The following is a 13,529-nucleotide window of genomic DNA, read 5'->3' on the forward strand; positions in this document are numbered from 1 at the left end:
GATTCCGCTCCGCTCCCAGATTGTTGCCGCTCGGGCATATAATTGTAGACTCAGTAAACAATATCGATGCGGTTAGCAACCGATGGCGGGCGCTTTCGACAAGGCTGTTCAGAGAAAGCGCGTCGGCATCATGATGGTGCGCCACATGTGGGCGGAGGGGCTGTCATCGAAGCCAAGCCCTTCCTCCGGCTGGCGGAAATGGCGGCCGATGATGTCCGTAAACTCTTCGATATCCACGACGACATTGGGGTCGAGGGCGTAGAAATCATTGAGCGTGACGAGCCGCGCGCTCATATACCATTTGTGGTTGCGGGCGCGCTGATAGGCGCGGTCGATATGCGGATCGGGCCGGTAATCGGCGCCGAAGAAGCGGATATAGGCCTCGGGATAGTCATAGCCGACCGATTCATCGGGGTAGAAGCGCACCACCTGATGCTCCCGCACGGCCCAGCTGACTTCGGGATCGACATAAGGCTCGATCAACTGCGCCGCCCAATAGCCATGATCGGCGCGGATGAAGCCGGTGACGGCGATGTCGTGCAACAGGCAGGCGAGCACGATCTTCTCGTCATGCCCGGCATTGCGCGCCAGCCTGGCGCTTTGCAGGACATGCGCGGACGGGCCGAAGCGATGACGGAAGAAATCGACCAAAGTCGGCTTCTCCGGCATCGGCGGCAGGCGCGGGTCCGGCCCCATCAGGAATGGCAGCCGGCGCGGATTGTCGATGGGTGGGCGCGGCAGGCGCGGATCGACATCGCCGGACTGGTAGAGGGTGGACTTGATGATGATCGCGTCCAGCGCCTCGCTCATCTCCTCCTCCAGCGCATCGGCCTGCGCATGGAGGCTGTGCAGATCCGGCGCGGTCATAGCGCGGCGGAGGGCTTGGCGGTGGCCGGCGGCGTTGCCATCCCCGCCCCGTCACCCACGCCGGTCTGCGTCGCGGCCCGCAGCCGGTCCCGATAGAGCGGCCGCACGAAGGTGAGCAGGAACGCCGCGAAGAACGCCATGGCGGCGAACAGCGCGAAGCCCCAGACATAATGGCCGTTCACATCGTAGATATAGGCCAGTGTCACCGGGCCGATGGACGAGCCGAGCGCGAAGCAGCCGGTGACGATGGGCAGAACCTTGTCCATGTTGCGCGGCCCGAAGACATGCTTGGCCAGCACCGGCCCCTCGCACACCAGCCCGCCATGAGCGAGACCCAGCGCGCAGATGAAGATGATCGCGGTGGAGAGGCTGGAAACCTGGAAGGCCAGCAGCACCATCGCGGCGATGAGCAGATACCAGGCGGCGATGCCTTTCACCGAATAGACATCGAAGAACTTGCCGGCGATGAATTTGGAGGCAAGGCCGATGGCCGAGGTGAGCGAGAGCAGCCACGCCGCCGTCTCGCGGGTCAGGCCGACTTCCTGCACGAAATAGAGCTGCATGTTCTGGAACAGGCCCTGATCCACGCCGGCGATGATCAGCACGCCGATCATGATGCCCCAGAACATCGGCTTGCGCACCAGTTCGGCATAAGTCATCGGGATGTCCGCCGCGCGCGTCGCCGCCGCCACCTCGGCACTGGGCAGCACACCCTTGGCATTGGCGGTCTCCGGCAGCAGATCTTCTTCCGACGGGTTCTGCTTGACGAACAGGACGAGCGGCACCGAGACGGCGAGGATCGACACGCCAATCAGCGCATAGGTCATGCGCCAGCCGATCTCGGGAATGAGCGCGGCGATAACGATGGGAAAGACCACGCCGCCGGCACTCGACCCGACCAGCGCCAGCGCGCCGGCAAAGCCGACATTGCGCATGAACCAGCGCGCTACCATCAGCTTGATGCAGAGCAGCACAGCGCCCTGACCCAGGCCAATGAGGAAGCCGGCGAGAAAGTAAGTGGCGATGGAGCTGACGTTGAGGAAGGTGAAGAAGCCCAGCGCCTGGATGATGAGCACGGTAAGGAAGACCGGTTTCAACCCGAAGCGCTGCACGGCCGGCCCGATGACGAGAATGGCGACCAGTGCGCCGGTGAGGCCTTTCCACGCATAGATGCCGGTGGCCTCGGCACGGGTCCAGCCGAACTCCGCGATCACCTCATTATAGAGGAGCGACATGGAGTAGGTCGGGCCGCCGAAGGAAAAGAAGAAGATGATGAATCCGGCAGCCACCACCCACCAGCCGGGATAGTATTTGCCTGTCGCGGGTGTCGTGGCCATCGCCTGTCCTCTCCGTAGCCAGCCTTGCCGATTCATGCTTTTTTTATCGGCTCAGCTTCCCATGCATCCTATCGACCTGTCAACAACTCCGTTGCTTGAAACAACAATATCGGGCGCGGTCAGCCGCGACCCAGAAAGGGCATATTGAGCGGCAATATGGTGCCATCGACGAAGTTCACATGATCGGGCAGATCGGCCATGGCCAGCACCGCGCGCGCCGCGACATCGGCGCTGATCCGGTCGCGCGGATCGCCCTCCTGCATGTTCTGCACCAGATTGGTGCCGACAATGCCGGGGTGGAAGATGGACGAGGCAACGCCATGATCGCGCCCATCGATGGCGAGGGAATGGTTCATGCCCGCCAGCGCGAACTTGCTCGCGGCATAAGCAATGGTGTTCGGGCGAGGCACCTGCGCGGAGAGGCTGCCGATGTGGATCATTCGCCCCGCCCCCTGCCCTTTCATGATCCGCAGCGCCTCCCGCGCGCACAGGAAAGCGCCGTTGAGATTGGTGTCGATCACTTCCGACCAGCGCGCGAAGGAGAGTTCATCGGTCGGGGTGTGATCGGCGATGCCGGCATTGTTGATGAGGATATCGATGCGCCCGAAGCGCGCGAGGCCGGCGGCGAACATCGCCTGCACATCGGCCTCCTGCGAGACGTCGCACTGCACGGCGAGCGCCTGCCCGCCCTGCGCTTCAACCTCGGCCACGAAGGCATCCAGCGGTGCCTTGCGGCGCGCGGCGACGATCAGCGAGGCCCCGGCTGCGGCAAATTCGGCCGCGATGGCCGCGCCGAGACCCGAGCTGGCGCCGGTGACCAGCGCGACTTTGCCCTTGATGTAACTCATTATGCGTCCTTCTCCCTTGCGCGCCGCGGATGCACCGGCTTGCCCCGCATCTCCCTTCGTCATTCCCGCGAAGGCGGGAATCCAGGTCCACGCCTGCGCCGAGACGCAAGGTCCAAGCTGGATTCCCGCGTTCGCGGGAATGACGGGGGGGCTGCCAATTGCCGTCACGTTCTGCCTACGCCGCCTAGCCTAAGCAGGCGTCATCGCTCTGGCCATTCAAAAGAGGATCGCGCGGCGAGATCTCAGGCCGGTTCGAACAGCAGCAGGTGGCGCCCATCGGGCAGCGGGTGCCAATAGGGCTTCACCGCCAGCCCAGTCTTCAGCTCGGCTTCGCTGCAATGGATGACGTTGCTCATCACATTCACGCCTTCCTCCAGCGTGACCATGGCGACGACATAGGGCTCCTTGTCGCGGAACGGCGGGCGGGCACGGCGGACAATCGTGTAGCTGAAGATCGTGCCGCGCCCGGAAACCTCGCGCCATTCCAGATTGTCGCGGCGGCCGGTGTAGATGCTCGTGGGGCGCGGGTAGAACTGATAGGCGCCGGCCACGCGATCATATTGGATGAGCAGCTTCTTCTCGCGCGTCGCTTCCCAATAGGGGCGCGAAAAGCTGCGCTCCGGCGGCAGCGGGCGATCGATATCGAGGAGATCGTTGAGATCGGCCATGCGCCTCAGCCCTCCGACGTGAGGATGAGGGCGGTGCTGGTGTTCCAGTTCCGCCCATAGGGAATGCCGCCGATGCCGGTGACGAGCGCATGGCGGCGATCCTTCACCTGCCGCGCGCCGCCATCGCCAAACAGCTGCCGCACGGCCTCGACAAGATTGGTGCCGCCACCGGCCAGACCGCATTGCCCCGCGGAGATTTGCCCGCCGCCGGTGTTGAGCGGCAGATCGCCGGAGAAGAGGAAATCGGTCTCGTGGATGAACGCCGCGCCCTGCCCGTGCGCGCAAAAGCCGAGCATTTCCAACTGCATCATGATCGCAATGATGAAGTCATCATAAGGATGGAAGGAGCCCATATCGCGCGGGGTGAGCCCGGCCTGCGCAAAGGCCCGCTCCCCGGCCTGCCGATGGCCGGTGACGGTGGGATCGACAATCGCCGAGGCGGCGCCGAGATTGGTGCGCTCGCCATAGCCGCGCAGCACCGCACAGCGCGTGAGGCCGCGCTGCTCGGCGCGCTTGCGGCTGGTGACCAGCACCCCGCTGGCGCCATCGCAGGGCATGACGCAATCGAGCAGGCGGATCGGGTCGTTGATCATGCGCGACTGCACATAATCATCGACCGTGATCGGCTTGCGCAGCTTCTCGCAGGCCTTGTCATTGCGCAGGGCATGTTCCCGCTGGGCCACCGCCAGCTTGCCCAGCGCCCGCTCGTCCAGGCCGAACCTGTCATGATAATAAAGGCTCAACATGCCGAAGGCGGCGGGTGCGCCGAGATAGCCATAAGGCGTGGTCCACTCCGCGCCATAGGAGCGCGGGCGGCCGTTATTCTCGGCCACGGCGGTATCGGCGAAGAGGCAGAGGACGGTGGTGCAGAGCCCGGCATCGATGGCGGCGGCGGCGCGCGCCACCGCGCCGACCGGCGAGGAGCCGCCAATGTCCACCGTCTGGCAGAAATCCAGCTCCAGCGCGAGTTGATCGGCCGTGGTCTGCGACCAGAAGATATTGCCGGCGCCGGTGGACGAGGAGGACAGGATCAGCCCGTCAATCTCGCCCTTCTCGAAGCCGGTCTGGTCCAGGATGCCGTCGAGGATCTCGGCGCCCAGCTCCCAGACGTCGACCTCGCTGCGCAGGACGATCTTGGTCTCCGCATAGCCGACGATGGCATTGTCCCGCAGCGCCATGGTTCAGCCTTTCGTCGGGTCGGAAGGCGGCGCGGCGACCTTGTTCTCGCCGCGCTCGACAAAGGCGCGGATGCGGTCGGTGCCCTCGCTGCTGCGGGCCGATCCGCCGATCAGCCCTTCGAAGAACAGCCCGTCGCTGTGGCTCATGTCGCCGATGCGGGGGAGCGCGGCGCACACGGCCCAATTGGTGTTGGGGGCATTGCTGGCGATGCTGGCGGCAAGCGCCTTCGCCTTGGCCATCGCCTCGCCCTTGGGCACGACATATTGGCAGAGATTGGCGCGCTCGCCCTCGGCGGCGCTCAGCACGCGGCCGGTGAGCATCATGTCGGCCATGCGGGCATAGCCCATCAGGCCCTGAATGCGCACGGCGCCGCCCCCGCCCACGAAGATGCCGCGCTTGCCCTCCGGCAGGGCGAAGAAGGTGCTCTCGTCGGCGACGCGGACCTGGCAGGCCGAGGCGATCTCCAGCCCGCCGCCGATGCAGGCGCCCTCCAGCGCGGCGATCCACGGGATCGGCCCGCGCGCGACGAGATCGAGCGGGACCGTCCAGCGGCCGCGCTCCCAAGGCTTGGGCGGATTGGCGCCGCTCATGCGCGAGGCAGCTTCCGCCAGATCCAGCCCGGCCGAGAAATTGCCGCCATGGCCGAAAAGGATGCCGACGCGCGCTTCCGACGCGGCGCGCTCGAACGCCGCGTGCAGGCTTGCCATCACTTCCGTATTGACCGCGTTGCGCTTAGCCGCGCGGTTGATGCCGACGATGGCGATCTCGCCATCCAGCTCATAGGTCGCCAGCGTCTCGCTCATGGTTCAGTTCCCCTCCGCAGCGGTGATGATGAGGGCATCGACGGCGGTCAGCCCTTCCCCTTGGGGATGCACGAAGACGGGGTTGAGGTCGATCTCCTCGATCTGCGGCATGGTTTCCATCAGGCGGCCGATCAGCCCGGCGGTGTGGGCGACCGCCTGCACATCGACCGGGGGCGAACCCCGGAAGCCCTTGAGCAGCTTGGCGCTGCGCAGCTTCATCAGCTCGGCGACGATATCCTCCTGCGCCATGTCGACCGGGAGCAGGCGCACATCGCCCAGCGCCTCGACCCAGATGCCGCCCAGGCCGACCAGCACGACCGGCCCCCATTTGGCATCGCGCTTGGCGCCGATCATCAGTTCCAGGCCCTTGGGCGCCATTTTCTCGACCAGCACGCCATCGAGCACCAGACCGGGCTGGGCGCGGGCGACATTGGCGTGAAGATCGTCCCAGGCGCGGCGCAATTCGTCAGCGTCGCTTATGCCGAGGATGACGCCCCCCGCCTCGGTCTTGTGCGCCAGCGCGCCGGCCTGCGCCTTGATGGCGAGCGGGTAGCCGACCTTGGCGGCGGTCGCTTCGGCCTCCTCCAGCGAGGTGGCGAGGCCGCCGGCGGGCACGCGGATGCCCATGGCGAACAGCAGCTGCTTGCCGAGCCATTCGGGCTGCGGGCCGCTGCCCAGCGTCGGCAAATCGGCAAAGGGCGTGTGGGTGACCGAGCGCGCCGAGCGCTCCAGCGAGCGGCCATGGCGGGTGACGCGGGACAGCGCCGTCATCGACCGCTCGATGGAGCGGCTGAGGATGAGGCGGTTGGCGCGCACCGAGGCTTCGAAGTCGGGGTCCATCTCCGGCGCCGGGAAGGCCATGATCGCCGGGCGATCCTTGCCCTTGAGGCTGTCGATGAACATCGGCCCATAGCCGCGCTGCGAAGCCGCCGTGCCGCTGTTGATGGCGATCAGCACGCTGCCGACATTGCCATCCGCCATCAGCGCATTGGTGCCGAGTGGGATCAGCTCCGGCTGGAAAATCGCCTGCGTGCCGAGATCGAGCGGGTTGCGCGGCGGGATGAAGACGGGGAGTTGCGGCGCCAGTTCGCTGCGAGTCTGCTCGGTGAGGGCGGGCATCTCCATGTCCAGCGCCTCGAAATAATCATGCGCGATGGCGCAGAAGCCGCCGGAGAAGGTGAGCACGCCCGGGCCTTTGGTGGGCGCGGCCGGATAGCGTGCCAGCAGCTCGATCACATCGACCCACTCCTCCAGCGTCTCGACCAGCACCACGCCCGCGCGATCGAGATGGAGCTGCATGGTGGCATAGTCGCCCGCCAGCGCGCCGGTGTGCGACTGGATCGCGGCCTTGCCCTTCTCGCCCCGGCCGGGATGAATGGCGACCAGCGCCTTGCCGGCGGCCTGCGCGCGCCGGGCCGCGGCGAGGAAGGCCTGCGGATCGCGCACTTCCTCCAGATAAAGGGCGATGACCTTGGTCGCCTCATCCTGCGCGAAGAAATCGATGAAATCGGGAATGCCGATGCCGGCCTCGTTCCCGGTGGAGACGGTATAGGCCATCGGCAGATGCCGCGCGGCGAGATTGGTGCTGGCATAGGCCATCAGCCCGCCGCTCTGCGAGACCATGGCAATGGCGGGATTGGGATCATCCGGCGCCAGCTTCGCCACCTTGCGAGCGTTGGCAAAGCCGATGGGCAAGCCCTTGACGAGATTGGTGTAACCAAGGCAGTTCGGCCCGAGCAGCGCGACATTGCCTTCATAGGCGATGCGGACCAGTTCATCCTGCCCTGCCCGATTACCGGCCTCGGCAAAGCCCGAGGAAAAGACCGTCACGGCTTTGACCCCGCGCCGCACGCAGGCCTCCAGCGCATCCTTCACACCCGCCGCCGGGAGCGTGAACACCGCCAGATCGATGCCCTCGGGCAGATCGTCGATGCTCTGCGTCACGGGATAGCCGTCAATCTCCCCCTCCGCCCGGCCGACGACATGGACATCGCCATCAAAGGCGTTGAGCTGGAGATTGGCCAGCACCGTCCGCCCCGCCGTCTTCGGCTTGGCCGACACGCCGATGACCGCAATCGAGCGGGGGCGCATGAACAAGGCGACCGCATCGGCTCCCCGCACAGGTTTGATCCGGGGGGAAAGATCGGTCGCAGACATAGGATCACCATTCATGCTGAGGGGGCCATGAAAAAGGGCGCGCGAGCGCGGCCCCCAATATGTAAATCAAGGCAGCGGCCGACGCATGGCCGGCCGCTGCCGAAGCGATCAGAAATTGAAGCGCACGCCGACCTTGTAGGACCGGCCGATACGATCATAGAAGCCGGCCAATTGCGTGTTCGGAAAGGGCGGCTCCTTGTCGAGCAGGTTGTTGATGACAGCATAGAGCTGCACCTTCTTTCCGTTGCTCTCCATCAGATTGATGTTGCCGGACCAGTTCAGATACAGCCGCGAGGCAACGTTCATGTTGCCGACCGAAATCGGCGAAGCGGAATTATAATCCGGGTCGCCCGGCTGAACGAGGGTTGCGTCCACGATACCGCCGTCGATCCAGCGCGCGTTGAGCGTCGTGCCCCAATCATCTGTCTCGTAGCCGAGGCTGGCGTTGATCTGCCAGTGCGGCACGCTCGTGGCCCCGGTATTGAGGCCGGAGGTGAACCCACCGAGCTGGCCGGCCCGGTTGATCCGGCTGCCCCGCGTCTGGATGATTCCGGCCGCATTGCGGGTGGGCGCGACGCCCAGCCCATCGTCCGAGATCAGATCCTTCACATAAGTGCCGAACAGGCGCGTGGTGACCCGGCCGGGACCAGCATTGAAGCGGTACTGCATCTCGAAGTCCACGCCGCGCGTCTCCAGCGAGGCGAGGTTGAGCAACTGCACGGTCACCGAATTGATTTCGGTAGAGGTACCGGTGCCGGAAAGGGCCGTCACGGCGCAGAAGGCGCCCCGCGAGCCGCCCTGGATTTCCGCATAGCAGTTGTCGACAATCTGCTGGGCGGGGAAGCTGGCAATCGCGCCATTGATCTTGATATTGTAATAATCGACCGAGGCGGAGAAGCCCGGCAGGAACGATGGCGACACCACCGCGCCGACGGTGAAGGTGTCCGCCTTTTCCGGCGCCAGCGTCTGGCTGGGCGCGAAGACCACCGTGTAGGACCGCGACACGCCGTTGAACGGATTGCGCAGCGTTGACTGGGTGGAGGTCACCGAGAACAGCTCGGCCGCATTGGGCGCCCGAATGTCCCGCGAGCGCGTTCCGCGGAACCGCAGCCCGTCCAGCACGTCCCATGTCGCGCCGATCTTCCAGGTGGTCACGCCACCCGACACGTCATAATCCGTGTAACGCACCGCACCGTTGAGATCGAGCGCCTTGAAGAATGCCGTGTCGCGGGCCAGCGGCACCACGACTTCGGCATAAGCTTCCTTGGTGGCGAACGCGCCCTGATAAGGCTGCGGATTGGAGAAATTGTAGCGCCGTTGCGCCGCCAGTGAGTCAACGACGCTCAGCGCCGTATCGCGGCGATACTCGGCGCCCGCCGCCAGAGAAACCGGCCCTGCCCAGGTGGAGAAGGGCTCACCGCGAAGGTTGAGCGCGCCGACAAACTGGGTCGTGGTGATGCTCTGGAACTGGGTGCCATTCACATAAGCAATCGCCTGCGGCGACATGGCGCCCACCCCGAACAGGTTCAACGGGACGCAGCCCTGCGCACGTGCGGTCGTATCGCGGCAGACGATCTGGCCGCCCACATTGATCGCATCATAGGCCCAGAGGAAATTCTGCTGGATGCGCATGTTGCGGATCTGGGAGTCGAGCTTGTTCTCGCCATACTGGACATAACCGTCCCACGCCCAGCCCCCACCAAGGTCACCGTTCAGTCCGGCAGCCACGCGATAGGTGGAATTGAAGTTCACGATCTGTGTCGAGGAGAAATCCGGGTTCGACCGTCCCATGACGAACGACGTGATGCCGTTTGCGTCCATGATGGATGCCACGGCGGCCGGGAGAAAGGCGTTGTCGCGCCGAATGATAACGGCATTGGCGCCGCTCACGGCCGTATCGCGCGGAATGGGGCCGGAATAATCCGAGCCCGACCGGCCATAGCTGCCTTCCACGAACATGCCGATTGCATCGCTGAGCTCATAATTCAGGTGCGCGCGGACCACATAGCGATCCACCGGCAGCACCAGCGTATGGCCAAGGCGGGGCGGCGTGCCCTGCGAGCTCGACATATTGTAGGAGGAACCGCCCGACTCCTGCCCGTAGGTGAAATTGCCAACCTGGTTTGGCGCAGGGAACCAGATGCCGCGCAGCGCATCGACGCCATTGGCCGGGTTGGTATCGGCATTGTTGCCGAGGATCACGCCGCCGATGAGCGAATTGACGAACCGCACGCCGCTCTCGAACGACCGCGACGGGGTGCCAGCCGGACGCGTGGCAGCGAAGGAAACGGACTCCTCGTAGCGGCGCCCCCAGGCCCGATCATCGAAGCCGCCGATGCCATCGGACTTCACATATTCGCCGCCGATTACGAAGTGGCCGCGACCCTCGGCAAATGGGCTGCCGAAAGCCAGACCGATGCGGCGCTCGAAATTATCGCCCTCCTCGGAAAGGCCGAGGGAAAGATCGCCCTTCAAGCCGGTCAGGCGGTTGTTCATGATGACATTGACGACGCCGGAAATCGCGTCCGACCCGTAGGCCGCCGAGGCGCCGCCGGTCACCACATCGACCCGGTCGATCATGACGGTGGGCATGAGGTTGAGATCCACCTGCCCGGTGGGCGCGGTGGGCACATGGCGGCGGCCATCGACCAGCACCAGGGTACGGATGTTCCCCAGCGCGCGAAGGTCCGCGAAGGTCGCGCCGGAAAGGTTGGACGACTGGGTGTTGGTCTGGTTGCTGACGCTCGGGCGGAAGGACGGCACCTCATTGAGATAGTCGCCCACATTGGCCGCGCCGCGCTCTGCAATCGCCTCGGAGGTCACGACGACCAGCGGCGTGGGCGCCTGGAAGCCATCGCGCTTCACGCGCGAGCCGGTGATGATGATATCGCGCACCTGCGCATCGTTATCCTGCGCCTGGGGCGCCGGCCCATCCTGCGCGAGCGCCGGGGCAGACCCCAGGGCGACAGCTGTGCAAGCGGCAGCAGACGCGAGCAACCATGTTCGACGAGACATATCCCCTCCTATTTGTTGCCGCAGGTTTGCGCCTGCCGGCCTTTCATTGTGCCCGAGACTAAGCGTCATAAAGGCTGTGTCAACAACAATGATACTATATTATCTTTTGGGGTCGCCGGGTTTTAACAGGTGCGTGGATGACGGCCCAATGCCCCGGAAACCAAGGCTTGCCGGCGGCGCCCTCGATGCAAACCGCGCAGCCCTCTGCCCCGATCCGGTGACGACTCAATTGTTGCGCAAATCGATGCTAATGACAACAACATTCTCCAGCCGCTTTATATAAAGCTACTTGATATTATATGCGAGCGCGCGATGATGGGACGGAGAAGGAGAGGACAGGCATGTACACGCAAAGCGAGCAGGCTTTTGCCGAAGAGGTCCGCGCATTCGTGCGCGCGCAATGCCCGGCGAATGTACGCGAGAAAGTGACTAACGCGGTCGGCATCACCGCGGCGGAGCGGCTCGCCTGGCACAAGGCGCTGCACGCGCGCGGCTGGGCGGCGCCGCACTGGCCGGTGGAGCATGGCGGCACCGGCTGGAGCCCGGTCCAGACCTATATTTTCTCGGAGACGCTGGCCGAGGAAGGCGCGCCGGACCTCGGCTCCTTCGGCCTCAAGATGCTCGGCCCGACGCTGATGCATTACGGCACGCCGGAGCAGAAGGCCCATTATCTGCCGCGCATCCTCTCCGGCGAAGACATCTGGTGCCAGGGCTTCTCCGAACCGGGTGCGGGCTCAGACCTCGCCTCGCTCAAGACTCGCGCCGTGCGAGACGGCGACCATTGGGTGGTCAACGGGCAGAAGATGTGGACGACCATGGCGCATGAATCGACCATGATGTTCGCGCTGGTCCGCACCGATCCCGATGCGCACAAGCCGCAAATGGGCATCTCCATGCTGCTCATCGACCTCAAGACGCCGGGCATCGACATCCGCCCGATCATCCTGCTCAACGGCGCCCACACCACCAATGAGGTATTCTTCGACACTGTGCGGGTGCCCGCCGAAAATCTGGTGGGCGGGCCGCATAAAGGCTGGACCTATTCGCGCGTGGTGCTCGGCAATGAGCGGCTATCGATCGCGCGCATCGGCCTCAACCGCCGCCAGTTGGCGCGGCTGAGGCAGATCGCGGCCGAGCAGGGACTGGCCGGCGCGCCGCATGTCCGCGCGCGCATCGCCGAGGCGGCGATCGAGCTGGATGCGCTGGAGGCCATGGCCACCGCCATGCTGGACCGCGCCCGGGCCGGGGTCGCCCCGGGGATCGAGGCCAATATGCTCAAGATCAAGGGATCGGAGCTTCAGCAGCGACTGACGCGCCTGCTGGTCGAGGTGGCGGGCCGCAGCGCCGCGCCGTTCGCCCCCGACGCCGCCATGGATGCTGGCGATGCGGGCAAGCCATGGCTCGGGCGCCTGTTCAAGAGCCATTTCGATACGCGCGTCGTCAGCATCTACGGCGGGTCGAACGAAATCCAGCGCAACATCATCGCCAAAACGCTTGGCCTGGGGACAGCCCGATGAACACGACCGTGATGGACGCCGCGCCGGCAGGCGGTGCCGAAGAGACGAACATTCGCGACCTGTTGCGCAACTCGCTCGAAACCGTGCTCGCTCGCCACTACAGCTTCGAGCAACGCCGCGATGCGCATGAGAGCGCCGCGCGGGAATCGCGGGCGGCCTGGGCGGCTTATGCCGAGCTTGGCCTGCTCGCCCTCACCCTGCCGGAGGGGCATGGCGGCTTCCCCGGTTCGCTGGGCGATCTCGCCATGGTCGTCGAGACGATGGGCGGCGCGATGGTGCTGGAGCCCTATGCGGCGGTGATGATCGGCGCGCGGCTGCTGGCGGCGGTCGGCAGCGAGGACCAGCAGGCGGCCTGGCTGGCCGCCATCTGCACCGGCGCGGTGCGCATCGTGCTGGCGCATGAGGAAGCCGATGGCGGCTATGGCCGGCCGATCACCGCCCACGCCACGCCCGATCCGCATGGCTGGCGCCTTTCGGGGCGCAAGGTTGCCGTGGCGGGCGGGGATAGCGCAGACCTGTTCATCGTTTCGGCGAACACGGCCGGGGGTGTGGCGCTGTTTCTCGCCCCGGCGGCGGATCTGACCGTTCGCCCGACCCGCTGCTTTGACTGGACCGGTGCCGCCGACCTCTTGCTGGACGACGTCATCGTGCCCACCGCGGCACGGCTGAGCGGCGGCGAGGTGGCGCTGGCCCACGCGCTCGACGAAGCCACCGCCCTCGCCTGCGCGGATGCCGTTGGCGCCTTGCGGGCGGCGAATGCCCTCGCTCGCGAGCATACCCACACCCGCCGGCAATTCGGTCGCCCGCTGGATGCCTTTCAGGTGCTCCAGCATCGGCTGGTCGACATGGCCATCGCGCAGGAGCTTGCCGCGCCGATTGCGGCCGCGGCCATCGCCGCCTGCGAGGCAGACGACCCGACGCCACGCGCCCGCGCGGTCTCGGCGGCGAAAGTGAAGGTCGGCGAGTCGGCCCGCTTCATCGGCGAGCAGTGCGTGCAACTCCATGGCGGCATGGGGCTGGTGCAGGAATATCCGGCCGCGCATCTGTTCGCCCGGCTGGGCCTGTTCGAGCTCTCCCATGGCGACCGCGACGCTCATCTCGAGCGCTACGCGGCGCTGGCCCTTTAAGCGCTCAGCTT

General features: G+C 65.6%; 10 protein-coding genes. 2 read left to right on the forward strand and 8 right to left on the reverse strand.

Features of this window, described 5'->3' with window-relative positions; genetic code table 11:
- Nucleotides 1–108: 108 nt before the first annotated feature.
- The 8 genes from M2343_RS08725 to M2343_RS08760 all read right to left on the reverse strand — a co-directional run bounded on the left by M2343_RS08725 (nt 109) and on the right by M2343_RS08760 (nt 10,874).
- Nucleotides 109–867, reverse strand: coding sequence for an HD domain-containing protein (locus M2343_RS08725; RefSeq protein ID WP_264576344.1), 759 nt, complete (start codon nt 865–867; stop codon nt 109–111).
- The gene (locus tag M2343_RS08730; RefSeq protein ID WP_264576345.1) at nt 864–2,204 is read right to left on the reverse strand and encodes an MFS transporter; all 1,341 of its coding nucleotides are present in this window, start codon (nt 2,202–2,204) and stop codon (nt 864–866) included. The genes M2343_RS08725 and M2343_RS08730 overlap by 4 nt, the downstream gene beginning before the upstream one ends.
- Nucleotides 2,205–2,323: 119 nt before the next feature.
- On the reverse strand, nt 2,324–3,052 hold the full coding sequence (locus tag M2343_RS08735; RefSeq protein ID WP_264576346.1) for an SDR family oxidoreductase: 729 nt from the start codon (nt 3,050–3,052) through the stop codon (nt 2,324–2,326).
- Nucleotides 3,053–3,294: 242 nt separating this feature from the next.
- Nucleotides 3,295–3,720: a Zn-ribbon domain-containing OB-fold protein gene (locus M2343_RS08740; protein ID WP_264576347.1), complete on the reverse strand. Its 426-nt coding sequence runs from the start codon at nt 3,718–3,720 to the stop codon at nt 3,295–3,297.
- A gap of 5 nt (nt 3,721–3,725) precedes the next feature.
- On the reverse strand, nt 3,726–4,898 hold the full coding sequence (locus M2343_RS08745) for a thiolase family protein (RefSeq protein ID WP_264576348.1): 1,173 nt from the start codon (nt 4,896–4,898) through the stop codon (nt 3,726–3,728).
- 3 nt (nt 4,899–4,901) lie between these two features.
- Nucleotides 4,902–5,702, reverse strand: a complete 801-nt coding sequence (locus tag M2343_RS08750) for a crotonase/enoyl-CoA hydratase family protein (RefSeq protein ID WP_181558952.1) — start codon at nt 5,700–5,702, stop codon at nt 4,902–4,904.
- Between the two features lie 3 nt (nt 5,703–5,705).
- Entirely contained in the window at nt 5,706–7,859 is a 2,154-nt protein-coding gene (locus tag M2343_RS08755) for an acetate--CoA ligase family protein (protein ID WP_264576349.1), read from the reverse strand.
- Nucleotides 7,860–7,967: 108 nt separating this feature from the next.
- The gene (locus M2343_RS08760) at nt 7,968–10,874 is read right to left on the reverse strand and encodes a TonB-dependent receptor plug domain-containing protein (RefSeq protein ID WP_264576350.1); all 2,907 of its coding nucleotides are present in this window, start codon (nt 10,872–10,874) and stop codon (nt 7,968–7,970) included.
- 341 nt (nt 10,875–11,215) lie between these two features.
- Here M2343_RS08760 and M2343_RS08765 point away from each other — a divergent pair, with 341 nt between their 5' ends.
- Entirely contained in the window at nt 11,216–12,391 is a 1,176-nt protein-coding gene (locus M2343_RS08765; protein ID WP_264576351.1) for an acyl-CoA dehydrogenase family protein, read from the forward strand.
- On the forward strand, nt 12,388–13,518 hold the full coding sequence (locus M2343_RS08770) for an acyl-CoA dehydrogenase family protein (RefSeq protein ID WP_264576352.1): 1,131 nt from the start codon (nt 12,388–12,390) through the stop codon (nt 13,516–13,518). The genes M2343_RS08765 and M2343_RS08770 overlap by 4 nt, the downstream gene beginning before the upstream one ends.
- Nucleotides 13,519–13,529 lie beyond the last annotated feature (11 nt).

Source organism: Sphingobium sp. B8D3B (genome assembly GCF_025961875.1).
Classification (GTDB): Bacteria; Pseudomonadota; Alphaproteobacteria; order Sphingomonadales; family Sphingomonadaceae; genus Sphingobium.

Coding starts and splice junctions, on each gene's coding strand:
- M2343_RS08765 (WP_264576351.1), top strand. CDS start 11,216: ATGTACACGCAAAGCGAGCAGGCTTTTGCCGAAGAGGTCCGCGCATTC.
- M2343_RS08755 (WP_264576349.1), bottom strand. CDS start 7,859: ATGTCTGCGACCGATCTTTCCCCCCGGATCAAACCTGTGCGGGGAGCC.
- M2343_RS08730 (WP_264576345.1), bottom strand. CDS start 2,204: ATGGCCACGACACCCGCGACAGGCAAATACTATCCCGGCTGGTGGGTG.
- M2343_RS08735 (WP_264576346.1), bottom strand. CDS start 3,052: ATGAGTTACATCAAGGGCAAAGTCGCGCTGGTCACCGGCGCCAGCTCG.
- M2343_RS08725 (WP_264576344.1), bottom strand. CDS start 867: ATGACCGCGCCGGATCTGCACAGCCTCCATGCGCAGGCCGATGCGCTG.
- M2343_RS08750 (WP_181558952.1), bottom strand. CDS start 5,702: ATGAGCGAGACGCTGGCGACCTATGAGCTGGATGGCGAGATCGCCATC.
- M2343_RS08745 (WP_264576348.1), bottom strand. CDS start 4,898: ATGGCGCTGCGGGACAATGCCATCGTCGGCTATGCGGAGACCAAGATC.
- M2343_RS08770 (WP_264576352.1), top strand. CDS start 12,388: ATGAACACGACCGTGATGGACGCCGCGCCGGCAGGCGGTGCCGAAGAG.
- M2343_RS08760 (WP_264576350.1), bottom strand. CDS start 10,874: ATGTCTCGTCGAACATGGTTGCTCGCGTCTGCTGCCGCTTGCACAGCT.
- M2343_RS08740 (WP_264576347.1), bottom strand. CDS start 3,720: ATGGCCGATCTCAACGATCTCCTCGATATCGATCGCCCGCTGCCGCCG.